Here is a 25,785-nt window from a genome sequence, read left to right as displayed (position 1 = left end):
CCACAACCGAACTGCGAAACCCCTACACCGCCGCTGACTTCAAAACACGTTCACCCACATAGAGGCCGCGCTACCAGGACTACACCGCTGGGTTGATCAACAACTAAGCCTTGGGCGTCCAACCCGATGTGCCTAAGCCGCTCACTGGCTAGGCATTTCAACCAACTGCACCTCTTGGTCGAATCGGACTAGCGATTGAGTCTCTTGGGCAGGCCTGCCGCCCGGCCTTGGCGGGTGCGCCAACCTCAGGACGATGCCGGGCTTCGGTCCGTTCTCGACTCGGGTGACGCCCACAATTTTCGCGCCGTGGTTGAACCCCGTTTGCGGGTCGTTGCACACCACCAACTTGCCAACGTGCTCCTCTGTGAGTTCGCCAGCCTTGACCGTCGTGATTGGAACCGCCCCCGGCTCGACTAAACCGAAGCGGCGAGCCTCGTCGTCGGACTCGGGCGACTCATCATTGTCGCTGGGCTTGTCCCACGGAGTCGTTTTGAATCCGGCAGCTTTCATATCTGCCTTGGCCTCTTCGATGTAGTCATCCACCTGATGCTTCAGACTCGCCATAAAGGAGAGCGCCTGTTCTTGCGCCTGCTCGCCGGAATAGGGTTCACGCCCAACTTCTTCGCGAAATACGTTGTAGAAGCTATCGAGTTCCTTCGCCGCGGCTTGGTGCGCCACACGTCCCGCGAATGGCTCTGTTGTCTGCCGCACGGTCGTCACAATGGCCAGCGACGTACGTGTCGCAGCGTCGAGAATGGCATTGGGGGCAACCAGTTTTAGCTTGTTCATTGGCACTGCGATCCGCATCTGGGCATCCATCACCTTCTCGGAGTGGTCGAACTTCGCTTCAGCCATCGGGTCATCAACACCGGCGCGCCCATTTACCAAGTCGCGCATGAGGTTGAAGACACCCTTCATGTCGATGGCGGTTATGAGGATGCCGGTCGAGACCTCTACGAAATCCATCGCGGCCGTGTAAAGACTTTCGTGTTCGCGCAGCTTGTCCTCGCGCTCTTCCTTGCGGGCCTGGGTCTTCTCGTCTTGCGCGGCCTTCAACGTCAACATCTCACGTTCTTGGTCGGCCTTCCGCTTGTCGCTCGCGCGGACAGATCGAGCAGTTATGTAGGGACCGATCGTGCCGGCCACTACGGCGCCCAACGGCACGCCCCACCAAAAGCCAGGCTGGGTTAGAAGTCGGATACAGCGCTCACAGCACGCAGCATATTCCCAGGTACTGACACGATCCGGTCATGAATCTTCGTGTGTTAGCTAGGGAAACTTGCCTCTCTACGCACGCCGGTAAATCCGGTCCAGAGGAGTCACCCGATGGGCCGGCAATGCATCTACCTGCCCTAACTCGGTGCCCCCAGTCGGACTCGAACCGACACTTGGCGGATTTTAAGTCCGCTGCCTCTGCCAATTGGGCTATGGGGGCCAAGCAGATCAGCCCTAGTTCTACCCGGCGCTTCGCCTGCCGCCAACTTCGTATCCGTGCACCAAGCCTGTACGACCAACGTCACACGACTGCGCGACTCACCCGTGGATCACATTGAAATAATGGGGTGGATAGTGATACCTGTTGAACACCACTAGAATTCGATGAGTTCTAGGGGTGGTTCGTCACCAGATTTCGCGATCGTCGATGTAGGCAGTTGCCACTCGACCCCGAAATGACGAGCGACCTGCGATTCAAGAGATTACTTAGTTAGCGCAGGTATTGTATTACGTCGTGAGTCGGGAGTCGGGTATGCCAGATGGAGTTGCCGTTCGGGAGAGCGGAATTGAGGATTACCTCGACGCAGACGGAAACATCGACCTCCCACCCGGCTCGACGCTCCTAACAAACTTCGAACGCAACGTCGCCGAGTTCGGCGCCACCGTCTCCTACCGCTACCTGGACTTCACGCGTGACGACGACGGCGTGGCCACCGAACTGAACTGGGTCGAGCTCGACACCAGGATGCGTGCGATCGGCGCACGCCTGCAACAGGTCACCCAGCCGGGCGATCGTGTCGCGATCCTGGCCCCCCAGGGCATTGAATACGTCATCGGATTTTTCGCCGCCATCCAAGCCGGAAACATCGCAGTCCCCCTCTTCGCTCCCGAGCTGCCCGGCCACGCCGACCGGCTCGACGCCGTCCTCGCGGACGCCGCCCCCTCCGTCATCCTTACCACCGACGGCGCGGCCGAATCGGTAAACGCCTTCCTGCGCAAGCTTCCTCGCGAGCGGCGCCCCCGCGTCATCGCCATCGACGCTGTCCCGGATTCGGTGAGTGGCACCTTTGCTCCCGTCGAGCTCGACACCGACGACATTGCGTACCTGCAGTACACCTCCGGGTCGACGCGCACCCCGGCCGGCGTGGAGATCACCCACCGCGCGGCCTGTACGAACGTGCTTCAGATGATCCTGGCCGGTGGCCTCGATACCACTACCCGCAGCGTGAGCTGGCTGCCGCTGTATCACGACATGGGTCTGATCATGATCCTGTTCCCCGCGCTGTGCGGCGGTCACATCACCCTGATGTCGCCGCTGGCCTTCGTACGACGCCCCCGTCGGTGGGTCAAACAACTCGCCGTCGAGTCCGAATACGGGAGGGTGTTCGCGGCCGCGCCGAACTTCGCATTCGAACTCGCCGCGCAGCGCGGCCTGCCACCGGCAGGCGAGACGTGGGATCTGAGCAATGTCGCGGGTCTGCTGAACGGGTCCGAGCCGGTGACCATCTCGGCGATCGAGAAGTTCAATGAGGCCTTCGCCCCCTACGGATTCCCGGCCACCGCCATCAAGCCGTCCTACGGCATGGCCGAGGCCACGCTCTCCGTCGCCACCATCGCCATCGACGAGCGCCCCAGCGTGATCTTCCTGGACCGTGTCCGGCTCGAGGAGGACCGCGCCGTCCCCGTCGCCCCCGACGCCCCAATGGCGGTCCCGCATGTCTCGTGCGGCCAGGTGATCCCCAGCCAGTGGCTGGTAATCGTCGACCCTCAAACCGGAGCCGAGCTCCCCGAGGGAGAAATCGGTGAAATCTGGCTGCACGGCGCCAACGTCGGCCGCGGCTACTGGGGCCGCCCCAGCGAGACGGAGAAGACCTTCCACAACAAGCTGCGCTCACGGCTTGAACAGCGCAGCCACGCTACCGGGACCGACGATGACAGCCGGTGGCTGCGCACCGGAGACCTCGGGGTGTACCTGAACGACAATCTGTACGTCACCGGCCGCATCAAGGACCTCGTCATCATCGACGGACGCAACCACTACCCCCAGGACATCGAGGCGACCGCCTCGGAGGCCTCGCCCGCCGTCCGCTCCGGGTATGTCTCGGCATTCTCCGTCGCGGCGAATCAGCTCGCCGAGGCCGCCATTGCCGACACCAGCGAGCGGCTGGTGGTTGTCGCCGAACGGGCCCCCGGATCGGGGCGCGCCGAGCAGTCGCCGGTCGTGGACGCGATCCGGGCCGCCATCTCCCGCCAGCACACGTTGTCGGTGGCCGACGTTCGGCTGGTTGCCGCGGGCGCGATTCCGCGCACTACCAGCGGCAAGCTCGCGCGCGGAGCCTGCCGCGCGGAGTACCTCGCGGGCATCTACGGCTGATCCGCAGCCAGAACCGGCAGCCATTTCGCCCCGCCGCACGCCTCAACTGTGCGTTGAATCACAGTCACAGTCTGCCCCCTCGCGTTGAGGGCGCACACCATCGGTGTTTCACTTGGTAGATGGCCACTTCGAGCCCGCCGCTGGCGCCCACCCAGGACGCCAAATCCGCCGACGCGAACCTCGCTGATCGCATCAATGCGCTCTTCCAGTCGCATCGGCGCCCCGACGGCCGGATGTGGACCAACGACGAGGTAGCCAACGGCATCAAGAAGGCCAATCCCGACATCAAGGTCGGCGGGGCCTACCTCTCGGCGCTGCGCACCGGCAAGCGGGCCCGCCCCGCGATCGACCTACTGGGCGCCTTGGCCGACTTCTTCCGCGTGCCACTCTCGGTGCTCACCGATCCTGAGCGCACCTATTCGCTCGATGAGCGACTCGGCGCGCTGGACGAGACCACCCGGGACGAGGTTGAGCTGATCGCATTGCGCGCGATCGGCCTGAACAAGCAGAGTCTGGAAACCGTGGCTGCCGTGCTCGATCACGTGCGGGCACTCCAGGGCCTGCCGACCGTAGACAACTCGGTCAGCAACGGACAGTAATCATGCCGAAGATGCGTTGTGTCACAACCGATCTACGGTCCACTCGCGAACTTCAGGCGATCCACCAGCAGTGCGCCCGCAAGCTCTCGGATCTGGGGCTCGAGTCGCTGACCACCGTCGAGGACGTCCGCGCTCGTGCCAGTGAGCTCAGCAAGCGCGATATCCAGCTGGTCCCCTACTCCCTCTCGGGCAGCGGCGTACACGGCCTTCTGGTTCGCACCGATGCGACTGACTATGTCGTGTACGACAGCGACACCACCACCATGCATCGCGAGCACATCATCCTGCACGAGCTGAGCCATGTGATGTGCGGGCACACCAGTTCAAGCAAGCGTGAGTTGGCCGAAGTTCTCTGTCGTGAAACCTATCTGGATGACCAGGAGGTCGAGGCCGAGATGCTCGCCTCCATGATGGGGCAGCGCGTCAGTCCCGACAGCCACCGTCCCATCGCCGTCACGAACGCCAACCTGCGACGCATCTTGGCATCGCTGACCTTGGAAGGTCCATTGGCGGCACCGTGACGTCAATTTTCGAAGACTCCGCCGCGGCGTATTCGGTCGCGGCCGTCTTCAGCTTTGGCGCCGTGGTGGTTGTTTCCGTCGCGATGCTGCGGTCCCGAGTCCGCCCACCCGCCTCGGTGGCGCTGCTGTTGTCGTTCCTCTTCAAGGGGATTGCCGTCACCTTGGCAACCCCGCCCTTGTATGAGAAGTTCGACAACCTGGTGGGCGTGCACAACATGGGCCGGCTCGTCTTGAACCTTTCCGGCGGCATGGCATGGACCGCATGCGTTCTCACCGTCATCACCTTCTGGGGTGAATCCGGTCCGCGCGCGATCCAGCGAGTCCGACTGTGGATCGGGATGGCCGTCGCCATCGGCGGCGCTCTGATTCTGTGCTGGTTTGTGGCGCCCACCTCTGAACTGCCACAAGATTTCTACTCCTCGCACGGCGCCAAGCCCGCCTGGGTCGCCTACATGCTGATTTATCTGATCACCTACGGCCTGGGCGCCATCCTGATCATCATCAAATGCCTGCAGTACGCCCGTTACCACGACGTCGCGTGGCTGCGGCGCAGCATGCTGCTGACCGCGGCCGGGGCAACCATGTGCCTGGCGTTCTGCATCATGCGAGCGCACTCGGCGATCTACGGCATGATTACCAACGACAGCTTCTCCTGGCAGCGCTTGGCCCCACTCGCCGCCACGATCGGCCAGATCCTCATCGTGGTAGGCCTTGCCGGACCATCCTTCTCACAGCTGGTCTCGTCGATTCACCACCGCGCCCAAACGTACCTTTGGCACCGCCAGCTCGAACCGCTGTGGACGGCACTGTATGAGGGCAACACCCAGATCGCGCTGGCACCACCCAGCGCCGCGATCGGCGATCACAACTACCGGCTCTATCGCAGAATCGTCGAGATTCGTGATGGCCTGAGCGCCATTCGCCCCTACCTCGCCGAGAGCACCTCTACGTCCGCCGCCCGCCAAATCCATTCGGCCATAGAACAACAGCGCACCATGCCACAGAGCGAAAAATCTTCGGGCGCCAAGATCATCGGCGAGGTTCCGGGTGCCAACCGCAAGGAGGAGCTGAGGTGGCTCCTGGACGTCTCACACGAACTTCAGCAGATCAACCGCCAACACACACCTGAGGCACCGGCCCCGGACTTGGTTTCTTCGTCCTACGGTCAGAATTCCTGATGGCGCGCGTGATCTCGCGGATGGCGATGAACACCAGATAGGAACCGAACACCAGCGCCAGCCAGCGAGCGTCCAGCGCGAGCGCCAACAACGCCCCAATTACGGTGCCCGGCACGGCGAATGCAGCCAAACGCAGGCCTATCGGGGCATCGGCGGTGCCCTGCCTCAGATGCGTGGTCGACGCGACGAGGGCGTTGGGCAGCATCACCATCAGCGAGGTGCCCTCCGCCACGTGCAAATCGGAGCCGAACAACACCAGCATCGCCGGCACGGTGAGCAGCCCACCGCCCAGACCGAGCGCGGCAGACCACGCGCCCACCACGAACCCGACCACCGATCCGATCCCGATCACCGCGGGGACACTGGACAACACACCCTCCGGCAGCAATGCCTCCCCCGCTGACGGGTCGATACCCGCGGCGCTAAGCAGCAGCTTGAGCGCCGTCGCAAGCAGCACGAACACGAACAGCGCCTTAAGGATCCACTCGGGGATCCGCGACACCAGCTTCGCTCCCACCACCGCGCCGATCACTCCGCCGGCCATCAGCCCGGCGCCGGCCACCACGTCCACCTTGGCGCCGTGCAATGCATACACGGTGCTGCCCACCACCGCGGCAGACACGTTCGGCAGTGTCGAGGTGCCGTGAATGACCGCACGGCGCAACGTGGTTGCCCGGGCCAGCGCGGGCACAGTGATGACACCGGTACCTCCGCCCAGCAGACCGCCCGAGATTCCGCCCAGCACGCCGATCCGCGCCAGCGTCGCCGTCCGTGGGCGCAGCCCCGGACGCTCAGTCATCCGGCCACTCGGAGCTTCTCGATATCCGAGAACTCGGACAACCGGAAGAACGCCTCGGCACGATCCAGAATGCGCTCGCGCATCGTCACCGTCCGGCTGTGGTTGCAGCCATCCAGCAAGGCGAAGTAGGCCCGCGGCATCCGCACGGCGGCCTCCCGGGATTCAGCCAGCCGCATCGGATCCTCGGAACCGGCGAAAAACAGTGTGGGCGTCTCGATCTGGAGCAGGGCCTCTTCTGCGACACCCGGCTCGTCATCCCACTGTCGCAGCAGCGCTGCCAGCCCACCTTGCCCCAGCGCCTCGATGGTGTCCCGGAAACCCGAACCCATCCGCTGGCCCCGATGCGCCTCCCAACCGTCGACGAAGGCCTCGAGCCCGGATTCCTCAACCACACGAACAGCATTCGGAAAGATCAGCACATCGACCGCCCCGCGCTGCGGACGGTGCGAGGAGCCCGCGACCACCAACGAGGTAAGTCGCTCCGGAGCTGTGGCCGCAAGAGTGAGACCGATTCGCCCGCCGAGCGAGTACCCGATGTAGTGCGTCCGGTGGATGCCCAAGTGATCCAACACGGCGCAGATATCTCGCGCCGAGGAGGCGATGGCGTATCCGCCGGGGTGGTCGGGTTTCTCGCTCGCACCGTGCCCACGCACGTCGATGGTGGTCACCCGGTACTGCTGGGACAGCTGCGCGATGTAGCCGTGCTTGGACCATACGGCCGAGTTCTGCAAGCTGCCGTGCACCAGCACCACATCAGCGACACCAGGGCGGGCCCGTCCATACGTCCGGTACGCGACCGCAGCACCATCCGGGTCGGGCCGTCGCACGAAACCTGTCTCAGAGACCCCAATTTCGCGTACGCCGCCCTTGTCGAGGGCCGTGGACATCAATCCGGACATGAGGGATCCAAACCTTCCGCACCTAATCAAACATCTGCTGATCCGGGCCGTGCGCGGCGCTGCGCCTCCTCAACTGACCGTTCACCGGGTTTCAACTACCCGTTATCCGCTCGTGTTGATATCTCAACTGTCAGTTGATTTGACGATCTTGTCAACCGGAGGAAGGGGTAGATTGTCAACTGTTACCCAGGTCACACAAGCGTGGGTTAACACCCGGTTACCTGCGCAAGGACATCGCGATGCCGTCAAGGATGTCGTGCTCACTAACCACCAGCTCGGCGATTCCAGCGCGGCCAGATAACTCACGCGCCAATTCCTCCACCACGATGGATCCGCCCCCGATGACGTCGACGCGCCCCTCGTGCATCGGCCCCAGCGCGGCCCGCTCCGAGCGCGGCATCGCGATCAACGCGGACGTCACCTCCGACAACCGCCCCAGCGGCACCCGCGACAGATGAATCACGGCGGGGTCGTACACATCCAGCCGATGAGCCAGCGCCGCCAGCGTCGTGAAGGTCCCCGCGACGCCCACCCAGGTTCGCGCATCCGCGACCGGAACCACGTCGAAGGTCCGTGCCAGCTGTGCGCGAACCACCGCGCGCGCCGCCTCGATCTCGTCGGCGGTAGGCGGGTCCGAGTGCAGGCATCGCTCGGTCAGCCGCACACAGCCGATGTCAGCCGAGAAGCTGGCCTTGACACCGTCGGCATCGCCGATCACCGTCTCGGTGGACCCGCCACCAAGGTCGACAACCACGAAAGGCCCTGCCGCCGGATCCAACTCGCCCACCGCGCCGCCGAACGACAGCGCGGCCTCCTCGGTGCCCGTGATGACCTCCGCGATCGATCCAGGAACAACGACGCCGAGCAGCTCGGCCGTCATCGTGAAAAATGCTTCCCGGTTGGAGACGTCGCGCGCCGCCGAGGTCGCTACCATGCGGACCCGCTGCACTCCAAGGGATTTCATCAATTCGACATACGCCTGCAGTGCCACCCGGGTGCGAGCGATGGCCTCCGGCGCGAACTCTCCCGTGGCGTCTACACCCTGACCCAGACGCACGATCCGCATCTCGCGGTGCACATCGGTCAGCCGTCCGGCGTCGTCGATATCCGAGATCAACAGACGGATCGAATTGGTGCCGCAATCCACGGCGCCAACGCGTGTCACACCCAAACCTCGGGAAGCACCCCAGGCATCGTGCCCGCGAGCTCCCGAACAGCCTCATCCCCCAAGGGATTAACACCCGGACCCGCCGCAAGCGAATGCCCGATCAGCACGTGGAGGCACTTCACCCTGTCGGGCATTCCGCCCGCGGTGACCATAGTTCCGAGAGACTCGATGGCATCGCGCTCGGCGAGGTAGCTTTCGTGTGCGCGCCGATATGCGGCAGCCAGATCTTCATCGGAGGCAAGGCGTTCGGTCATATCGCGCATCAGCCCACCGGACTCCAGCCGGCTCGCCGCTGCCGTCAGTGCGGGGTGTGTCAGGTAGTACAGCGTGGGGAACGGCGTCCCGTCGGGCAACCGCGGAGCGGTCTTCACCACGGCGGGCTCACCGTTGGGACAACGGTAAGAGACTTCCAGCATTCCACGCGGTGCGCGGCCCAATTGCCTTGTGACCGCCGCGATATCGTCGTCGGAGATCACGAGCGGGGGCCCGCTGACGGGGCCAGCGGGTTCGCTGCGCCATCCACGGGCAGCGCGGTCGGCGAGTCTGCGATGTTGTGCCAGAGGTTGGTGTACCAGGGATTGCCGTTGTCCACCGGCCCCTGACCCACCGGCCTGGCATCGACGGGCGTATTGGGCAGTTGCACCTGAAACGGCACGTCTCCCGGCATCACGAACCCCAACCGCTCACGCGCCTGAGCGGCGATATAGGCGGGATCGGCAAGTCGGCGCTTCTTATCTTCGAGTGTGGCAATCTGTTCCCGCAGTTGCGATTCGGCCGAGGCGAGCTGATTCTTTTCAGCCTGCTGCGAAAAGTACGTGCGAACCGGGCCCGCCACGGTCAGCGTCAACGCGCACACCACGGCGGCCAGGATGGCGGCCCGCCGCGCGGTGGACCCCAGGCGCAGCTCGGACTGATGCTCGGCGCTGCGTTCGATCGACTCGGAGACCGCGCTGGATGCTTTCACCTGGGTCGCGGTGCGGGTGCGCACGGGGCCCCGCACCACCTTTTGCGCCGGGCGCTTGACGGGGGTGCGCTTGCGCGCGGCCGGGGCCGGACCCCGCGACCTACCGGACGCGGGGCGGCGCTTAGATTCAGCCATAGCTCGGCCTCAGCACAGTCCGTTAGTCAGACGTCTCGATCGAAAAACGCGGGAACGCAAGGTCACCCGCGAAGCGGGCAGCGTCACCCAGGGTTTCCTCGATACGCAGCAGCTGGTTGTACTTGGCCACTCGCTCGCTACGGGCCGGGGCACCGGTCTTGATCTGGCCACTGCCGACAGCGACCGCGAGGTCGGCGATGGTGGTGTCCTCGGTCTCGCCGCTGCGGTGGCTCATCATGGTCTTGTAACCACTGCTGTGCGCCAGCGTCACCGCGTCCAGGGTCTCGGTGAGGGTGCCAATCTGATTCACCTTGACCAGCAAGGCATTCGCGGCACCCCGCTCGATACCTTCCTCCAGGCGTTCGGGGTTGGTAACGAACAGGTCGTCGCCGACCAGCTGCACACGGTCACCGATCGCCGTGGTCAGCGCAACCCATCCGTCCCAGTCGTCCTCCGACAGCGGATCCTCGATGGACACCAGCGGGTAGGCGTCGAGCAGCTCGGCGTAGAACGCACCCATCTGCTCGGCGGTGCGCTTTTCCTTCTCAAAGCTGTAACCATCTGCGTCGCTGTAGAATTCGGTGGCGGCCACATCCAGGGCCAGCGCCACATCCGAACCCAGCTTGAGGCCCGTCGCCTCGATGGCGATGCTGATCAGATCCAGCGCCGCGCGGGTTCCGGCGACGTCGGGCGCGAATCCACCCTCGTCACCCAGACCGGTCGACAGGCCCTGCTTCTTGAGCACCGACTTGAGCGAGTGGTAGACCTCGGTGCCCCAGCGCAGCGACTCCTTGAAGCTCGGCGCGCCGATCGGCGCGACCATGAACTCCTGCACGTCCACCCCGGTGTCGGCGTGGGCGCCGCCGTTGAGGATGTTCATCATCGGCACCGGCAGGATGTGCGCGTTCGGGCCACCCAGGTAGCGGAACAGCGCCAGCCCGGCCGAATCTGCGGCGGCCTTCGCGACTGCCAGGGAGACACCCAGGATGGCGTTGGCACCCAGGCGTGATTTGTCCGGAGTTCCGTCCAGATCGAGCAGCGCCTGGTCGATGAGGCGCTGATCATCGGCGCTCTCACCGATGATGGCCGGGGCGATCTCGTCGAGTACTGCGTTCACGGCCTTGGTGACGCCCTTGCCGCCGTACCGTGCGTCACCGTCACGCAGCTCCACGGCCTCATGCTCACCGGTGGACGCACCCGAGGGCACCGCCGCCCGGGCGAACGTGCCGTCGGTCAGAACGACCTCGACCTCGACGGTCGGGTTGCCGCGTGAATCGAGGATCTCGCGGGCGCCTACCTGCTCAAGAATCGGCACTGTCTCTCCTTATGGGTGCTGCGGGTTTTTGTAGAAGTCGAGTGTCTTAGAAGTTCAACTACAGACTAGTGCTACAGGGAGCCGCCCTTGGCGTAGGCCGTGGCCCAGTCCCGCACCTGCTCGGCGTACACATCGGACATGTTGTACGCCCACAGTGCCTTGATCCAGCCATCCGTCGTGCTCAGGTCGCCACCCCGGGCGCATAAATAACCCGCCGCCGACAGCGCCGCATCATCGATGTTGTCGGGGCTGGGGTTGCCGTCACCGGCCGCTCGGACACCGTAGATGCGCCAGGTCTCCGGGATGAACTGCATGGGCCCCATCGCCCGATCCTGGTTCGCGTCGCCGTCTAACGTGCCCTGGTCGGTGTCCGGCAGCCGCAGGTTTCCGTTTGACCCGTCAAGACGCACACCACGTATGGGCGGCAACGCGTCGCCGTTCGGTTGCAGTTCGGCACCGTGGTAGGTGCCGTTGTGGCTCTCGATCGTGCCGATCCCGGCCAGCGTCGTCCACGCGATCTTGCAGCGCGGATTCTCCTGCTCAGCAACCTTGGCGGCATAGGCGTACGCCTCCAACGCAATGACCGGAATTCCCGTCTTCTCCGCACGGGGAGTGGACCACTCGCGCAGCTGATCGGCGGGACGGCCCTGGATGTGCGCGGGCAGTGTCGCGATATCGGGCACCGGATCTCCGGAGGGAGGCGGCACCCCCTGCGGCAGCGGCATGCGCCCTCCCAACTGCCAAGAACAGCCCCCTGCCAGCAGAAACACCGAGATGGAGACGATGAGCACAATCCGCACTAAGCGCGCCGACAAGGAGCGCACAGCGAGGGACGACACGACAGAACTCCTAGACGGTGCGATTGATTCCACTCCATCGTTGCATGAGCCAGCCAGAACAACGACGCAGCCGAAGCTTTGTCCTGCTGAACACGGAGGGCACGAGCTAGCTCAGCAGCGCCTTTCCATACCAGTCATTCTTATCGGCCACGCCGGGTAATGCGAAGAAGTACCCACCCCCGAATGGCTGCACGTAATCGACGAGCGGTTCATCATTCAGACGGTTCTGTACAGCCTCAAACTGACGCTCGAGATCCTGTTGGAAACAGACGAACACATGCCCCGACTGCATGTTCCCGTTCGCGTCCACCCCGAGGTCGTAGTTGTAGGAACGACGCACCAGCCGCTGATTGTCGGTGTCGTGCGTACGCGGATTGGCCAATCGGATATGCGCATCAAGCGGAATCGTCTGACCTTTGTCGTCAACTGCGTAGTCGGGGGTGTCGAATTCGTTGTTTCCGTCCAGCGGTGCCCCGCTGTCGCGGCGACGTCCGAACATCCGTTCCTGCTCGTTGATGGAGACGCGATCCCAGAATTCGACGAGCATCCGGATCAGACGCACCACCATGTAGGTGCCGCCCGCAGTCCACGCCGGCTCGCCGTCGCCTACCCAGACCAAGCTCTCGGCGTCGTTGGATACCGGGTTGGCGGTACCGTCCTTGAACCCCAGCAGGTTGCGGCCCGTTCCGGACGGGCGCGGAGGCGAGTTGTATCCGTCTATCCGCCAACGCATTTGCATGTCACCGCGGACAGCGCGAGTGATATCACGCAGCGCGTGATGCACTGTGTCCGGGTTATGCGCGCACAGCTGGACCAATAGGTCGCCGTGCGACCATGCCGCCTCAGGAAAGTCGTTGGGGAACACCGTCATCGGCTTGAGCTTGGCCGGCCTGCGATCGGCCAACCCAAACCTCGTATCGAACAGACTCGACCCCACAGCGACCGTGACCGTCAGACCGTCGGCCTCGACCACTGGACCAACCACCGCGCTATCCGCCGGGGGGCGACCGATACCCAGATCTGGCGGGGTGCCGCCGGTCGACAAAAAGTGGGCACGCTCGGTGAGTTGCTTCAAGGCCCCGGCCAGCGCGTCCTTGTTCTGCGAGGTCACATCGAAAGCCACATGACAGGCGAAGTTCTGCTTCTCAGCCGGGATCGGGGTGAGGATTCCCGATTGCCGAGCTCCGTGGAACGGGTATTGACTCGGGGGCACAGCGACCGTTCCCGCGTTCGCATCGACCTCAGCGCCCTTGACGAGCGCCGCACCCGTTATGGCCGTACCCGCGGCACCGACGGCGGCACCACGAAGGAAATTCCTGCGGTTGACATCCATGTTGTGTGACTCCTTGGTCAACGGCTCGGCGGAAGTTCGATGAGCAGCGGCACCTCGGCGAGCGTCTCGAGGACCTGACCCAGCGCGGCGTCTACCGCCTGACGTCCGGACAGCGGTACCTGCGCGAGCGGTCGCCAATGTCCACCCTGCTGCGTGCCCCTGAGCGCAGCATCGAGAACGTCGAGCTTGGAGTTGCTTTCTGCCAACAGTTTTGGCGCACGCGAGTTGACCAGCGGGGCGAACTGGCCGAGCACCGCCCGAGTTGCTTCCACGGCCGCTGCCGCCTCCGCATACTCGGTTCCCGCACCCTGATTCGTGTAGCCCATGAGCTGGAATCGCAGGGTGTCCTCGAGGATTTCGTGCGGACGTTTGGTTTGGTCCGCGGGTTCGGTCATCACATCCGACAAGTTCGCGCGCAGCTTGTCGATGGTTGCCACCAGCTCATCCGCCACGGGTGTCAGCACGGCGGCAGGCTGACCGCGCCACAGCCCGTACTCCAGGCGCCGCAAACCCTTGAAGTCAGGATCGTTGACCCCCTCGGGCAACCCGTGCGGCAACCCGGCGATAGCGTCGCCGTATTCCTTGAAGCTGCCGTAAGACGCGCCGATCCGGTTCCAGGTCAAAACCGCTGACACCCAATCGTTTTTGGCCGCATCGATGTTGCCGGACCCCAGATCGGCACGCGCGGCCCGAGCCTGCGTGCTCAACACACTCAGGAGACCGTCCGCGTAGCGCTGATAAGCCTCCATCGGCGGCTTGAGATCGTCCTCGGTGACCCTGACGACCGGTTGCGGAGCACCAGGGATGACGTTCCCGCTGACCTGTTGAGACGCAGAGTATGTGGCGGCTTCCCCAGCCATCAGGCACACAAACTTGTATGTCCCGTTGGACAGCGTCGCCATCAGATTGGCGCTGGTGGACGGTCCCAAGGTTTCGATTTCGGCCACCACGCCGTTGTTGGCGTCGACGAGGTTGATCTCACCGGTCTTACCCGACTTGTTCACGACAGAGAAGGTCTGCACCCCGCTGCGCGCGGACTTCCAGTCGTCCGCGCACCCGCTGGCCGTGACCGTGACCCGAGTGCTCGCGTCGGGGTTGGCGGACGGGAGTATCGCGATGATGGCAGCGGCCACGAGCGCGGGCACCACCACGATGACCGCGGCTACCGCGAGTGGACGCTGGCCAATCAGGCGCGCGAATGCCGAAGGCTCCTCCTCGACCTCGGGTGCGGCCGATGGCGCGCTCTGACGAGACACGCGCAGGAACGCCGGGATCACCAACGCCAGGTATCCAGTCCAAGCGAGTACCTGCAGCACGGTCATCCGTGGGGTGAGTTGCGTGATGCCGGTGATGATGGTGGCCCACCAGGAGTCCGCAGAAATCTGTCGACTCAGGTCAAACGCATACCAGGAATGTCCGGGTAGCCAGCCCGCGGTCTGCAAGTCCCCGACCCCGTAGGCCAGAATGCCCGCCGCTATCACGATCAGTATCACGGCGGTTCGCGTGAAGAACACCTTAAGGTTGAGGCGGACCGCACGGCGATAAAGCAACCAGCACAACGCCACCGCGATCGCCAAGCCGATAGCGCCGCCGATCACCGGACCGGTGGTCTCGCCCGCGGCCTTGGCCGCGGTCCAAAAGAACAGTGTGGTCTCCAGGCCCTCACGGGCAACCGCCATAAATGCCGTCAGCGTCAGCGCCCCTGCCCCGAGGATGAGGGCATGCTCGACTTTCCCGGACAGTTCACCGGAGAGGTTCGCGGCAGTGCGCGACATCCAGAAGATCATCACGGTAACCAGTCCGACGGCAAAGACGCTGAGCAAACCACCTACCAGGTCCTGGCCAATGGTGCCCAACGAGCTCGTCGTGGAATTGAGCACCGCGGCGAAGCTCGCCGACACAGTGAGGGCACCGAGGACACCCAGCCAGACGGGAGCAGTGGCCCGTCGCCCCTCAGCTACCAGCGGAGATCGATGGACGGCGGCGAGCAGAATGCTCACGACAAGGCCTGCCTCAAGCCCCTCCCTCAGGCCGATGAGCAGATTGGGGACCGCATCTGATAAGACCACTCGGATAAGGTATGGCACGCCTAATACGCTGTGCAAATACCACCGAAGCAATAGTTCTCTCGTGTCGGGCGAAAGTCCCGGTCGGCGCGGGCGTAGCTATTCCGCTGCAGTGACCTGCATCGACTCCTCAGCCGCGGTCCCCTCGACGTCCCGTTCTTCCGGCACCTGCCGCCAGCGCGCGCGCCATTCTTCGGCACCGACCGCGCGCAGATCGCTGACATCCAGCTCCGACGCGACATCCGCACCGCGCCGACCAGACAGAATGTCCCTCTCCGCACGTCGCACGGTATCCATGAACTCCAAAACATCTGCGCGCAAATGGTTCTCGGCGTCTCCATCAGGATCAATGGTCACCGACAGCAGCTGCGCAGGGATCAGCTCTGCGGGCAGACCCGCGGCCGTCACCCTGCCGAGCACCTTTTGGGTCAGCGCCAACGCCGGCTGGCTGCTGGAGACGCCGTCCAGGCAGGAGTCACGGTCCTTCTCCTGCGCCTTGCGCTCTTCCCACTGCGCCAGTTGCTCTTCCAACGAGATCGAGGCGGTATCCCCACCGGCACCGAGCAGTACCGGGATCCGGTTGCCCAACTTGGTCAGCAGAGCATCGGCGACGTCGTCGATATTGAACGGATGCTCCGGGGCATCCTCGGCGATGCGGGCGTGGAACAGCACCTGCAACAGCACATCTCCAAGCTCCTCGCGGAGCTCATCGGCGTTGCCGGTGCGAACGGCGTCGAACAGCTCGTAGGTTTCCTCAAGGAGGTACCGCCGCAGCGAGTCGTGAGTCTGGGCGCTCTCCCATGGGCCCTTGGTGCGAAGCCGGTCCATCACGGCGACAGCGTCGATGAGCTTCTCGCCCTGCCGCGCGGGCGGCTCGATGACCTTGGCCCCGGCCTCGATCCGCGCCTTCACTTCCGGGTGCGAGCGGTCCGAGGACAGCAGCGCGGGGGCGTCCTCCCCGATGTAGACCGGGCGCGCGGTGGACAGCGTCCACGCGAGACGAACCGGAAGCTCCTCAGTGTACTGAAGATCGCCGGCGAGCAAACCGACTGCCTCAACCGGAACCATCGATGGATGCCGCGAGTCCACGAGTATGACCGTCATTTGCTCACCTCCACTGGTGTTGTACCAGTACTGCCCGCCGGGCGACCCGACAATGCCACCAGCAGATCGACAATCATGTGCACCAGTTCCAGGTCACGGATTCGGTCCGAGCCCACGCCGCCGTCGCCAGAACGCGGGATGGGAACCTGCACAACGGAAGTCGTCGCACGATACTGCGCGGCCGGGTGTAAACGTTTCAGCCGCAACTGCGCCGAGTCCAGAAGTGGTAGCGGCTGTATCCGAATGTTGGTGCCGACCACGGAAAGGTCGGTGATGCTGAACTCGCGGCACAGCAAACGCAACGAGGCGACAGAGACCAGTCGCTGTACCGGCAGCGGCAGCGGCCCGTAACGGTCGGTGAGCTCCTCCACCACCGCGCCGATCTGCTCGGCATCCGTCGCCGCGGCCAGCCGGCGGTACGCCTCAAGCCGCAAGCGGTCGCTGCCGATGTAATCCGTGGGCAGATGCGCGTCGACCGGCAGGTCAATGCGTACCTCGTTGGGCTCCTCGGCGGTCTGCACCGTCTTGCCGTCGGCGGCGGCCCGGTAGGCCTCGACCGCCTCGCCGACCAGCCGAACGTACAGATCGAAACCCACCCCGGCGACGTGACCCGACTGCTCGACGCCTAGTACGTTGCCCGCACCGCGGATTTCCAGGTCCTTCATGGCCACCGCCATACCGGCGCCCAGATCGTTGTTCTGCGCGATCGTCGACAACCTGTCGTACGCCGTCTCGGTGAGCGGCACCTCGGGGGAATACAGGAAGTAGGCGTATCCGCGTTCCCGGCTGCGCCCGACGCGTCCACGCAGCTGGTGCAGCTGCGACAGACCGAAGATATCGGCGCGCTCCACGATCAGCGTGTTGGCGTTCGAGATGTCCAGACCGGTCTCAATGATCGTGGTGCACACCAGGATGTCGTACTCCCGGTTCCAGAATCCCTGGACGGTGCGCTCCAGCATCTCCTCGGGCATTTGACCGTGCGCCACAACAACTCTGGCTTCCGGAACCATATCGCGCAGCCGGGCCGCGGCGTTGTCGATACTGCTCACCCGGTTGTGCACATAGAAGGCCTGCCCATCACGCAACAGCTCGCGACGTAGGGCCGCTGCCACCTGCTTGTCATCATGGGGCCCCACGTAGGTGAGCACCGGGTAGCGCTCCTCGGGTGGGGTCAGGATGGTCGACATCTCCCGGATGCCGGCCAGACTCATCTCCAGGGTGCGCGGGATCGGCGTGGCACTCATGGTGAGCACGTCCACGTGGGTACGCAGCGCCTTGATGTGTTCCTTGTGCTCGACACCGAAGCGCTGCTCCTCGTCGACGATGACCAGACCGAGGTCCTTCCACCGGACCGCGGTCTGCAGCAGACGGTGCGTGCCGATGACGATATCGACTGAGCCATCGGCCATTCCCTCGATCACCAGCTTGGAAGTGGCCGGATCGGTGAAGCGAGACAAGCCCGCCACCTTGATCGGGAACCCCGCCGTGCGATCGGTGAAGGTCTGCAGATGCTGGTCGGCCAAAAGCGTCGTGGGGACCAGCACCGCGACCTGCTTGCCGTCCTGGACGGCCTTGAACGCCGCGCGCACCGCGATCTCGGTTTTGCCGTAACCCACATCGCCACACACCACCCGGTCCATCGGAACCGGCTTCTCCATATCGGATTTCACCTCGGTGATGGCGGTCAGCTGGTCGACGGTCTCGACGAATCCGAACGCGTCTTCCATCTCCCGTTGCCACGGGGTGTCCGGCGCAAAGGCATGCCCGGGGGCGGCCTGACGCGCCGCGTACAACGCCACCAGCTCACCGGCGATCTCACGAACAGCCTTGCGCGCCTTGGTCTTTGTGTTCGCCCAGTCGCTGCCGCCCAGCCGACTCAGACCGGGCGACTCGCCGCCCACGTACCGGGACAACTGGTCCAGCGAGTCCATCGGCACATACAGACGGTCGCTCTGCCCGCCGGCGGCTGCGCCGCGTTTACCCGACGCGTACTCCAGCACCAGGTACTCCCGGCGGGCTCCGCCGATGGTGCGCTCCACCATCTCCACGAATCGTCCGATGCCATGCTGATCGTGCACTACAAGATCACCAGCGGCGAGGGCGAGCGGGTCAACCTGGTTGCGGCGCTTGGCAGGCAATCGCTTGCCGTCGGTGGCCGCCACTCGGCTGCCGGTCAGATCCGTCTCGGTGACGATGACGATATTGGCGCCCGGCAGGATCACGCCGTCGGTCAGATGCCCGCGCAGCACACCGACGACGCCTTCGGCAGGTTCTGCCCCGGGCTCCAGGAGCGTTGCGGGCGTTTCCGTCTCGGCAAGCTGCTCGATGATCCGATGCGTGGTGCCCGCACCGGCGGCCACCACCACGGCCCGGCCACCTGTTAACACGTGCGCACGCAGCATCGCGAATATCTCGGCGGCGCCCTCCTTGTGACCACGCGAGGACGGCGACGGACGTACCGCAAGCGCAACCGACTGGTCGTCCCCCATAGTCAGCGGGCTCAGCGTCCACCATGGGTGCCCCGCTTCGCCGGCCGCTTGCTTGACGTCGTCAAGCTCCCGGAAGCCCGAATCTGCCAGTGCAGCAACATCAATTGGGGCATCGGCACCGATCGCGGCGACCGACCACGATGCCTCCAGGAATTCGCGCCCGGTACGTTCCAGGTCGGCCGACCGCGTCCGCACCTTCTCCGGGTCGCACACCAGCAGGGGCGCGGCATCGGGCAGGTGGTCCACCAGCATGGTCAGCGCGCCCGAATGCAGTACCGGTAGCAACGATTCCATTCCGTCAACGCAGATACCGTCGGCCAGCTTGGCCAGCATCTCCCCCACGCCGGCGCCGAGGCGATGCTCGCCGTCGGCGCTCCCGGAAACGCCTGCCGCAGCAGCCAATTCGGCGGCCCGGGCCCGGACCTGTTGGGTGAGCAGCAACTCGCGGCACGGCATCGCGAGGACGGAGGTCACCTCGAGTTCGGGTATCGAACGCTGATCGGCGACCGCGAAGTACCGCATCTCGCTGACCTCGTCGCCCCAGAACTCGACGCGTACCGGATGGTCGGCGGTGGGACTGAAGACATCCAAGATGCCGCCACGCACCGCGAACTCACCGCGGCCCGCCACCATGTCCACCCGCGTGTACGCAAGCTCCACCAACTGGGCAATGAGCCCGTCGAAATCCGTTTCCGCGCCGACCGTGAGCTCGACCGGCTCCACCTCGAACAGCTCCGGGGCCATCGGCTGCAGCAGCGAGCGAACGGTGGTCACCACAACCCGCAGCGGTGGCCCCATGCGGGAATCCTCCGGATGGGCCAACCGGTGCAACACCTGCAACCGCGCGCCCACGGTGTCGACCCCCGGGGATAACCGTTCGTGCGGAAGGGTCTCCCAGGACGGCAACAGCGTCACCGCGTCGCCGTACACGTCGCGCAGTTCGCCGGTGAGGTCTTGTGCTTCCCGGGTGGTGGCCGTCACAATCAGGACGGGTGCCGCGCTGGCGTCGGCCATGCCCGTCGCGACGAATGCACGGGCACACGACGGTGCGGTCAGATCGAGGCCGGTCTTGGCGGCGAGGGCTGGAGCCAGAACATCGAATGCGGGATCCCGCAAGGCTGTCCGGATCACCCCGACGAGAGGCGGGGGTGTCGCAGTCATGATGGCTCCATTCTATCGACCACTCCGCGCATGCCGAACTGCGGTTCGCATACGAAGCTTCGCGTGTGAATCGCAGGTCGGCATGCGTACGCAATAGGGCAGGCAAGGAATCGCCAAGATTTGGCCCCTGGGCGTCAAGGCCACGTCAAGAAACTCCGTATGCGGTCGCCACAAGCGCACGGTGGAGACATGACACTTCTGGACATCCTGCCGTCCTTACATAACGTGGCGCGACCGCGCGTCGACCCGGCCGTCTGGCCGGTCACCACACACCTGGACGAGCAGGGCCGGATGTGCGTCGGAGAGATAGCGCTCTCGGAAATCGCCGACCAGTTCCGCACCCCCGCCTATGTGCTCGACGAGGAGGACTTCCGCTACCGCGCCCGCCGCTATCGCAGCACCCTGCGCGACGTCGAGATCGCCTATGCCAGCAAGGCACTGCTGACCGCCGATGTCGCGCGGTGGGTCGCGCAGGAGGGTCTGTCGCTGGACGTCTGCTCCTCGGGCGAGCTGGCCACCGCGCTCGCAGGCGGTTTCGACCCGGAACGAATCATCATGCACGGCAACGCGAAAACCCCTGACGAGCTCAGCGACGCGGCCGCGGTGGGCGTCGGCCGGATCGTGGTGGACTCCAACACCGAGATCATGTTCCTGGCGACCCGCCTGAAGAAGCGTCAACGCGTCCTCGTGCGGGTGACCCCCGATATCGACATCCACGGACATGCCGCGGTAACGACCGGGGTCACCGACCAGAAGTTCGGGTTCCCGCTGCACGGCGGGCATGCCACCGAGGCCGTGCGCCGTGTGCTGGACCAACCGCTGCTGAACCTGGTCGGCCTGCACTGCCACATCGGCTCACAGGTCACCGATTGCGCTCTGTACGGCGAGACCATCCGCCGCATGATCGCCGCGATGGCCGATATCCGTGCCAAGCACGGCGTGATCCTGGGTGAGCTCAACATAGGTGGCGGCCACGGCGTGCCCTACCGCTCGGGCGACCCCGAACTCGATCTTGCCGAGCTGCGCGACTTCATCGACGACGCCCTCGACGCCGCATGTGCGGCCGAGCGCTTCCCCCGTCCCCGCGTTGTCGTCGAACCCGGACGCGCCCTCGCCGCACGCGCAGGTGTGACGCTGTACCGGGTGGTCTCGGTGAAGACCCAACCCGGCGGACGCACCTTCGTTGCCGTCGACGGCGGCATGAGTGATAACCCCCGAGTGTCCCTATACGACGCGAAATACAGTGTTGCGCTGGCGAACCGGCATCCCTCTGCCCCGCCTCAGCTGGTTACAGTTGCCGGTCGGCACTGCGAATCCGGCGACGAGATTGCCCGCGACGTCAGCCTGCCCTCCGACATACACCCCGGAGATGTGTTGGCGGTGGCCTGCACCGGTGCGTACAACCACAGCATGGCCTCGTCGTACAACCTGGTCGGACGCCCCCCGGTGCTCGCGGTACGCGACGGTCGGGTGAGCGAGCTGGTGCGCCGCGAAACGATCGCCGATCTGCTCTCGCGGGACTGCGGAGCGCGTTAGGGCCAACGAGCGGCGGGCGCAAGCGACAACCGCACGACTCCACCGAAGGAGCGTCCGTCTAGAGCGCGGCACCGCTCTTCGTCGGGGCAACCGTCAACGGCGGTGCCGGGATATGGGCCGTGGGTGTCGAGTGCAGCTCGGCATCACCGGGCTCACGGCAGACCTCTTCGCCCGCAGTGGGCGCACTGCACTTTTCGTGGGCACCGGCCGGCGGAACAACCGCCGTCGGCAAGGCGCAATGCGCCGCTCCCGGAGTGCACGGTGGCTCGGCATTCGACACCCCAACAGCCAGCGGCACACCGATGGTGACGGCCGCAGCCACCAGCAGCGCCGCACGCCGAATCAGCACGAATTTCATGAGAAAACGATAGAACGCTCCGCCTCGCCTTAGCCATCCGACCAGCATTTTCCCAGCAGACTCACAGCCAACCGCGCACGACAGCGCTCAGGGGTGGTAGCGCGCCTCACCCGGAGCGTTGATCAGCTGCCACGGCGGAACACCGGCGTGCGGAGCCTGCGGAAGATCGTTCGGATTCGGCGCGGAGTGCAGCTCTGCATCCTCGTGCACCGCCGGAGGTGCGGGCGCCTGGCACATTGCCGGGTCCGCACACGGCTGCTCTGCCCCCGCAATCGGGGCCAACGTGACGACCAACGCGGCAACCGCCACGCCGGCTACCACCCCTCGCATTACTACTGACGCCATGCCAAGCACCTCGCCTATAGATCAACCCCAGGGTTTAACTTTAGGCTTTTTGCAGGTGTTGTACAGCAAGATCACAGCTTTTTCGAAACCGTCGGCTCAGAGGTTGCCGGGGCGCTCGGGCACGTCGGGGGGCGTGGGTAGATCGGCCGGATCCGGCCACGATCGAAGCTCCGCGTCCCCCGGGCTGACGCATACCTCCGAGCCCGTTCGCGGCTGCGTGCATTGTCGCTGTGGAACGGCCGCGACGCTCTCAGATCCGTATCGGTCGGCACCGACGGGAGCTGCGATCAGCAGACCCGTCGCCGCCATGGCCATGGCATATCGAAGGCCAGGCATGGAACAACACCCCTTTAATGCTTAGGTTTCCTAATAATCAACATTAGACTCATTAGGAACCCAAAGCAATCATCAAGGCGGTGTCGCCCCGCCGTCTGCCGCTAGCGGCCCATTCCAGGATTACCGAAGACCATCCAGGGCGGAACCTCGGCCTGCGGCACCGGCGGAATGTCTGCCGGGTTCGGCGCCGAACGCAGCTCCGCGTCCCCGTCGCGGGTACACACCGTGTCGTCCGGCCCCCCGTTGCAATTCTCGGGGTTGGGCGGCTGGGCCTGGCACATAGCCGGGTCGGCGCACTCCGGATCGGCCGCGGCCACCGGAGCCAGCGTCATGGGCAACGCGCCCAACGCGACCGCGGCAGCTCCCGCCACCACCCATCGCACTACTACTGACGTCATGACAAACCCCTCACCTTTTGGTCAACCCCGGATAGATAAATTCTAGGTGATCTGTGCACGTCGCGCGATGCTTCATGTGGACTAGGGGATCCAGACGCCCGACCCCGTGCCACCGACGACCAGCCACGGCGAAGCCTGCGGCACATCGGGGATGGACTCCCGGTTCGGTGTCGAATGCAGCTCGGCATTGCCCGGCTTGACGCACACCCGCGCGGTCAGCGGACCGGTGCATTCCGCAAGCGCAGCCGGTGCGGTGATCACTGCGAACGCAAGCGCACCCGCCAGACCAAAAGTCAGACGCCATCCCGTCATCGTCGATCACCTCGCTTCACTCAGTCCAACGGCTTGGCGTCCGCAGATGTTCCGACTTACTCCTCCTGCAGCTGCGGATCGGCTTCCAAGTGCTTCAGGCCATGCCAGCAGAGATTCACGATATGTGCCGCCACCACCTCTTTCTTGGGCTCCCGGGCATCCAGCCACCACTGCGCCGTCATCGACACCTGTCCCACCAACGCCTGCGCGTACAAAGGCGCCATCTCCGCATCAAGGCCACGGCGCTGAAAGTCGCCCGCCAGGATGCTCGATACCTGACTGACCGCATCATTGAGCAGGCTTGAATACGTGCCCGAGCTGACTCCGGGCGGCGAGTCGCGAATCAAAATCCGGAAGCCATCGGTGCGGTCCTCGATGTAACTGAGCAGGGCCAGCGCCACCTGCTCGAGCCGCACCCGAGAGCGATAACTCGTCAACGACGAAGTGATGCCGTCGAGCAGCACCGACATCTCGCGGTCGACAACCACCGCGTAGAGACCCTCCTTGCCGCCAAAGTGCTCGTACACCACGGGCTTGGACACCCCGGCACGCTGGGCGATCTCCTCGATGGAGGTGGCCTCGTATCCGCGTTCGGCGAACAACGACCGCGCGACGTCGATCAGCTGGCGGCGTCGTTCCGATCCGGCCATCCGGACGCGCGGGGTCCGGATGGGACCATCCGATTTGTTAGGTACCGCCATGTGCCCATCACTTTCTCGGACCTCAGCAGGCCGCGTGGCCGAGCTAGGTGGTCGACTACAGTCTTCATTCTGTAACAGTCCGTCGTGGTGTAATCGGCAGCACCTCTGATTTTGGTTCAGATAGTTCAGGTTCGAGTCCTGGCGACGGAGCACCTAAAGGAGTGGAAATGCCCCGCGACCCCGCTGGCACCGCTGTCATCGTGCTGGCCGCGGGCGCCGGCACCCGCATGTGTTCGGACATCCCCAAGGTGCTGCATACCCTCGGGGGCCGCTCCATGCTGGCGCACTCGGTGCATGCGGCCGCCAGCGTCAATCCCGCGCATCTGGTGATCGTGCTGGGGCACGACCGCGAACGCATCGCCACCGCGGTCGACATCCTTGCCGAAACACTCCACCGCACAATCCACGTCGCCGTGCAGGAACAGCAGCTCGGCACCGGGCATGCCGTGGCGTGCGGCCTACAGGTCTTGCCGGCGGACTTCCGGGGCACCGTCGTCGTCACGTCCGGCGACATCCCCCTCCTCGACGGAAACACCCTCTCCGAGCTGGTCTCCCGTCACGCCGCCGAACCCGCCGCCGCCACCCTGCTGACCACCACGCTGCCCGACCCCACCGGCTACGGACGCATCCTGCGCACCCAGGACCGCGAGGTCATCGCGATCGTCGAGCAGACCGACGCCACCGACAGCCAACGAGCCATCGGCGAAGTCAACGCCGGGGTGTACGCCTTCGACATCGAGCCGCTGCATGCGGCGTTGTCGCAGCTGCGCTCGGACAACGCGCAACACGAGCTGTACCTGACCGATGCCGTCTCGATCATCCGCCAGAGCGGAAAAGTGGTGCACGCCAACCATGTCAACGACAGCGCATTGGTGGCCGGCGTCAACGATCGGGTGCAGCTCTCCGAGCTGGGCGCCGAACTCAACCGGAGGATCATCCGCCGGCATCAGCGTGCCGGGGTCACCATCGTGGACCCGTCCAGCACCTGGATTGACGTCGATGTCCGGATCGGCCAGGACGCCACCATCGCGCCGGGCACTCAGCTGCACTCGCAGACCGTGATCGGCCAGCACTGCCACATTGGCCCGGACAGCACCCTGATCGACGTCGCCGTGGGCGACTCGGCGACGGTGATCCGCACCCACGGCCAGGGCGCCACTATCGGTGCGCGATCAGTCATCGGGCCATATACCTACCTGCGACCGGGCACGGTGACCGGCGAGAGCGCCAAACTCGGCGCGTTTGTCGAAGTCAAGAACTCCACGATTGGCCGAGGCACGAAGGTGCCCCACCTGACATACGTGGGCGATGCCGACATCGGCGAGCACAGCAACATCGGGGCCTCGAGCGTGTTCGTCAACTATGACGGAGAAACCAAGCGGCGCACCGTGATTGGCTCACACGTGAAGACCGGCTCGGACACCATGTTTGTGGCCCCGGTGACCGTCGGCGACGGTGCGTACACCGGTGCCGGGACCGTCATCCGCGAGGACGTGCCGCCGGGCGCGCTGGCGGTGTCGGCCGGTGTCCAGCGCAATATTGAGGGCTGGGTCGCGGAGAAACGCCCGGGTAGCGATGCGGCGAAGGCCGCGGAGGAAGCGCAACAGAAGAATTCCTGAGTCGCCGAGTGTGAGTCTCAG

At 64.9% G+C, this 25,785-nt stretch carries 24 protein-coding genes and 2 tRNA genes; 7 read left to right on the top strand and 19 right to left on the bottom strand.

Features of this window, described 5'->3' with window-relative positions:
• Nucleotides 1-141: 141 nt before the first annotated feature.
• On the bottom strand, nt 142-1,065 hold the full coding sequence (locus tag FZI91_RS09345; protein WP_162525460.1) for a hypothetical protein: 924 nt from the start codon (nt 1,063-1,065) through the stop codon (nt 142-144).
• Between the two features lie 296 nt (nt 1,066-1,361).
• Nucleotides 1,362-1,435: transfer RNA gene (locus tag FZI91_RS09340), tRNA-Leu, on the bottom strand.
• Between the two features lie 312 nt (nt 1,436-1,747).
• Here FZI91_RS09340 and FZI91_RS09335 point away from each other — a divergent pair.
• From FZI91_RS09335 to FZI91_RS09320, 4 genes are all read left to right on the top strand, one after another.
• Nucleotides 1,748-3,589 carry a fatty acyl-AMP ligase gene (locus FZI91_RS09335; protein WP_155938750.1) on the top strand — a complete coding sequence of 614 codons (1,842 nt, stop codon included), beginning with the start codon at nt 1,748-1,750 and terminating at the stop codon, nt 3,587-3,589.
• A gap of 119 nt (nt 3,590-3,708) precedes the next feature.
• Nucleotides 3,709-4,188: an XRE family transcriptional regulator gene (locus FZI91_RS09330; protein WP_155938749.1), complete on the top strand. Its 480-nt coding sequence runs from the start codon at nt 3,709-3,711 to the stop codon at nt 4,186-4,188.
• Nucleotides 4,189-4,190: 2 nt separating this feature from the next.
• A complete protein-coding gene (locus FZI91_RS09325; protein WP_155938748.1) occupies nt 4,191-4,709 on the top strand; it encodes an ImmA/IrrE family metallo-endopeptidase in 519 nt (172 codons plus the stop codon).
• Complete coding sequence (locus FZI91_RS09320; protein WP_162525459.1) at nt 4,706-5,887, top strand: MAB_1171c family putative transporter; 1,182 nt, start codon at nt 4,706-4,708, stop codon at nt 5,885-5,887. Before FZI91_RS09325 ends, FZI91_RS09320 begins: the two co-directional genes overlap by 4 nt.
• On the opposite strand, the gene FZI91_RS09315 is transcribed toward FZI91_RS09320, so the two are convergent.
• From FZI91_RS09315 to mfd, 11 genes are all read right to left on the bottom strand, one after another.
• Nucleotides 5,817-6,686, bottom strand: coding sequence for a sulfite exporter TauE/SafE family protein (locus tag FZI91_RS09315; RefSeq protein WP_155938747.1), 870 nt, complete (start codon nt 6,684-6,686; stop codon nt 5,817-5,819). The genes FZI91_RS09320 and FZI91_RS09315 overlap by 71 nt on opposite strands.
• Nucleotides 6,683-7,573, bottom strand: a complete 891-nt coding sequence (locus FZI91_RS09310) for an alpha/beta fold hydrolase (protein ID WP_155939046.1) — start codon at nt 7,571-7,573, stop codon at nt 6,683-6,685. The genes FZI91_RS09315 and FZI91_RS09310 overlap by 4 nt, the downstream gene beginning before the upstream one ends.
• Before the next feature lie 229 nt (nt 7,574-7,802).
• Nucleotides 7,803-8,750: a Ppx/GppA phosphatase family protein gene (locus tag FZI91_RS09305; protein WP_162525458.1), complete on the bottom strand. Its 948-nt coding sequence runs from the start codon at nt 8,748-8,750 to the stop codon at nt 7,803-7,805.
• Nucleotides 8,747-9,229: a DUF501 domain-containing protein gene (locus FZI91_RS09300; protein ID WP_162525457.1), complete on the bottom strand. Its 483-nt coding sequence runs from the start codon at nt 9,227-9,229 to the stop codon at nt 8,747-8,749. The genes FZI91_RS09305 and FZI91_RS09300 overlap by 4 nt, the downstream gene beginning before the upstream one ends.
• Nucleotides 9,226-9,852, bottom strand: a complete 627-nt coding sequence (locus FZI91_RS09295; protein ID WP_155938745.1) for a septum formation initiator family protein — start codon at nt 9,850-9,852, stop codon at nt 9,226-9,228. Before FZI91_RS09295 ends, FZI91_RS09300 begins: the two co-directional genes overlap by 4 nt.
• A 22-nt stretch (nt 9,853-9,874) precedes the next feature.
• On the bottom strand, nt 9,875-11,167 hold the full coding sequence (gene eno / locus FZI91_RS09290; RefSeq protein ID WP_162525456.1) for a phosphopyruvate hydratase: 1,293 nt from the start codon (nt 11,165-11,167) through the stop codon (nt 9,875-9,877).
• 71 nt (nt 11,168-11,238) lie between these two features.
• Nucleotides 11,239-11,958, bottom strand: coding sequence for a lytic murein transglycosylase (locus FZI91_RS09285; RefSeq protein ID WP_162525488.1), 720 nt, complete (start codon nt 11,956-11,958; stop codon nt 11,239-11,241).
• A 154-nt stretch (nt 11,959-12,112) separates the two neighbouring features.
• Nucleotides 12,113-13,339, bottom strand: coding sequence for an iron uptake transporter deferrochelatase/peroxidase subunit (efeB, locus tag FZI91_RS09280; protein ID WP_162525455.1), 1,227 nt, complete (start codon nt 13,337-13,339; stop codon nt 12,113-12,115).
• 17 nt (nt 13,340-13,356) lie between these two features.
• A complete protein-coding gene (gene efeU / locus FZI91_RS09275; RefSeq protein ID WP_162525454.1) occupies nt 13,357-15,408 on the bottom strand; it encodes an iron uptake transporter permease EfeU in 2,052 nt (683 codons plus the stop codon).
• Nucleotides 15,409-15,504: 96 nt separating this feature from the next.
• Nucleotides 15,505-16,509, bottom strand: a complete 1,005-nt coding sequence (locus FZI91_RS09270) for a nucleoside triphosphate pyrophosphohydrolase (protein ID WP_155938742.1) — start codon at nt 16,507-16,509, stop codon at nt 15,505-15,507.
• Nucleotides 16,506-20,159 carry a transcription-repair coupling factor gene (gene mfd / locus FZI91_RS09265; protein WP_155938741.1) on the bottom strand — a complete coding sequence of 1,218 codons (3,654 nt, stop codon included), beginning with the start codon at nt 20,157-20,159 and terminating at the stop codon, nt 16,506-16,508. Before mfd ends, FZI91_RS09270 begins: the two co-directional genes overlap by 4 nt.
• Nucleotides 20,160-20,348: 189 nt before the next feature.
• Between mfd and lysA the strand changes: the two genes are divergently transcribed.
• A complete protein-coding gene (gene lysA, locus FZI91_RS09260) occupies nt 20,349-21,695 on the top strand; it encodes a diaminopimelate decarboxylase (protein WP_155938740.1) in 1,347 nt (448 codons plus the stop codon).
• 58 nt (nt 21,696-21,753) lie between these two features.
• Here the strand turns inward: lysA and FZI91_RS09255 are convergent, their stop codons facing one another.
• From FZI91_RS09255 to FZI91_RS09230, 6 genes are all read right to left on the bottom strand, one after another.
• Nucleotides 21,754-22,053 carry a hypothetical protein gene (locus FZI91_RS09255; RefSeq protein WP_155938739.1) on the bottom strand — a complete coding sequence of 100 codons (300 nt, stop codon included), beginning with the start codon at nt 22,051-22,053 and terminating at the stop codon, nt 21,754-21,756.
• A gap of 87 nt (nt 22,054-22,140) precedes the next feature.
• Nucleotides 22,141-22,398, bottom strand: a complete 258-nt coding sequence (locus FZI91_RS09250) for a hypothetical protein (RefSeq protein WP_155938738.1) — start codon at nt 22,396-22,398, stop codon at nt 22,141-22,143.
• 96 nt (nt 22,399-22,494) lie between these two features.
• The gene (locus FZI91_RS09245; protein ID WP_155938737.1) at nt 22,495-22,734 is read right to left on the bottom strand and encodes a hypothetical protein; all 240 of its coding nucleotides are present in this window, start codon (nt 22,732-22,734) and stop codon (nt 22,495-22,497) included.
• Nucleotides 22,735-22,835: 101 nt separating this feature from the next.
• Nucleotides 22,836-23,132 carry a hypothetical protein gene (locus FZI91_RS09240; protein ID WP_155938736.1) on the bottom strand — a complete coding sequence of 99 codons (297 nt, stop codon included), beginning with the start codon at nt 23,130-23,132 and terminating at the stop codon, nt 22,836-22,838.
• Between the two features lie 81 nt (nt 23,133-23,213).
• On the bottom strand, nt 23,214-23,444 hold the full coding sequence (locus FZI91_RS09235) for a hypothetical protein (RefSeq protein WP_155938735.1): 231 nt from the start codon (nt 23,442-23,444) through the stop codon (nt 23,214-23,216).
• A 56-nt stretch (nt 23,445-23,500) separates the two neighbouring features.
• Nucleotides 23,501-24,094 (bottom strand): TetR/AcrR family transcriptional regulator, encoded by a 594-nt coding sequence (locus FZI91_RS09230; protein WP_162525487.1) that lies wholly within the window; start codon nt 24,092-24,094, stop codon nt 23,501-23,503.
• A gap of 129 nt (nt 24,095-24,223) precedes the next feature.
• On the opposite strand from FZI91_RS09230, the gene FZI91_RS09225 reads away from it, so the two are divergent.
• Both FZI91_RS09225 and glmU read left to right on the top strand, forming a co-directional pair.
• A tRNA-Gln gene (locus FZI91_RS09225) sits at nt 24,224-24,295 on the top strand.
• Nucleotides 24,296-24,312: 17 nt separating this feature from the next.
• Nucleotides 24,313-25,764 (top strand): bifunctional UDP-N-acetylglucosamine diphosphorylase/glucosamine-1-phosphate N-acetyltransferase GlmU, encoded by a 1,452-nt coding sequence (glmU, locus tag FZI91_RS09220; protein ID WP_155938733.1) that lies wholly within the window; start codon nt 24,313-24,315, stop codon nt 25,762-25,764.
• Nucleotides 25,765-25,785: the final 21 nt, after the last annotated feature.

Origin of the sequence: Mycobacteroides sp. CBMA 271, from assembly GCF_009729205.1 — a bacterium.
Classification (GTDB): Bacteria; Actinomycetota; Actinomycetes; order Mycobacteriales; family Mycobacteriaceae; genus Mycobacterium.
This window is presented reverse-complemented; position numbering and strand designations above follow the sequence as displayed.

Excerpts from the sequence above, each read along its gene's own strand:
- glmU (WP_155938733.1), top strand. The coding sequence starts at position 24,313 with ATGCCCCGCGACCCCGCTGGCACCGCTGTCATCGTGCTGGCCGCGGGC.
- FZI91_RS09325 (WP_155938748.1), top strand. The coding sequence starts at position 4,191 with ATGCCGAAGATGCGTTGTGTCACAACCGATCTACGGTCCACTCGCGAA.
- FZI91_RS09230 (WP_162525487.1), bottom strand. The coding sequence starts at position 24,094 with ATGGCCGGATCGGAACGACGCCGCCAGCTGATCGACGTCGCGCGGTCG.
- FZI91_RS09295 (WP_155938745.1), bottom strand. The coding sequence starts at position 9,852 with ATGGCTGAATCTAAGCGCCGCCCCGCGTCCGGTAGGTCGCGGGGTCCG.
- FZI91_RS09235 (WP_155938735.1), bottom strand. The coding sequence starts at position 23,444 with ATGACGGGATGGCGTCTGACTTTTGGTCTGGCGGGTGCGCTTGCGTTC.
- FZI91_RS09310 (WP_155939046.1), bottom strand. The coding sequence starts at position 7,573 with ATGTCCACGGCCCTCGACAAGGGCGGCGTACGCGAAATTGGGGTCTCT.
- FZI91_RS09315 (WP_155938747.1), bottom strand. The coding sequence starts at position 6,686 with ATGACTGAGCGTCCGGGGCTGCGCCCACGGACGGCGACGCTGGCGCGG.
- FZI91_RS09335 (WP_155938750.1), top strand. The coding sequence starts at position 1,748 with ATGCCAGATGGAGTTGCCGTTCGGGAGAGCGGAATTGAGGATTACCTC.
- FZI91_RS09345 (WP_162525460.1), bottom strand. The coding sequence starts at position 1,065 with ATGTTGACGTTGAAGGCCGCGCAAGACGAGAAGACCCAGGCCCGCAAG.
- FZI91_RS09250 (WP_155938738.1), bottom strand. The coding sequence starts at position 22,398 with ATGGCGTCAGTAGTAATGCGAGGGGTGGTAGCCGGCGTGGCGGTTGCC.
- FZI91_RS09240 (WP_155938736.1), bottom strand. The coding sequence starts at position 23,132 with ATGACGTCAGTAGTAGTGCGATGGGTGGTGGCGGGAGCTGCCGCGGTC.
- FZI91_RS09255 (WP_155938739.1), bottom strand. The coding sequence starts at position 22,053 with ATGAAATTCGTGCTGATTCGGCGTGCGGCGCTGCTGGTGGCTGCGGCC.
- FZI91_RS09330 (WP_155938749.1), top strand. The coding sequence starts at position 3,709 with ATGGCCACTTCGAGCCCGCCGCTGGCGCCCACCCAGGACGCCAAATCC.
- FZI91_RS09245 (WP_155938737.1), bottom strand. The coding sequence starts at position 22,734 with ATGCCTGGCCTTCGATATGCCATGGCCATGGCGGCGACGGGTCTGCTG.
- FZI91_RS09270 (WP_155938742.1), bottom strand. The coding sequence starts at position 16,509 with ATGACGGTCATACTCGTGGACTCGCGGCATCCATCGATGGTTCCGGTT.
- lysA (WP_155938740.1), top strand. The coding sequence starts at position 20,349 with ATGACACTTCTGGACATCCTGCCGTCCTTACATAACGTGGCGCGACCG.
- mfd (WP_155938741.1), bottom strand. The coding sequence starts at position 20,159 with ATGACTGCGACACCCCCGCCTCTCGTCGGGGTGATCCGGACAGCCTTG.
- efeB (WP_162525455.1), bottom strand. The coding sequence starts at position 13,339 with ATGGATGTCAACCGCAGGAATTTCCTTCGTGGTGCCGCCGTCGGTGCC.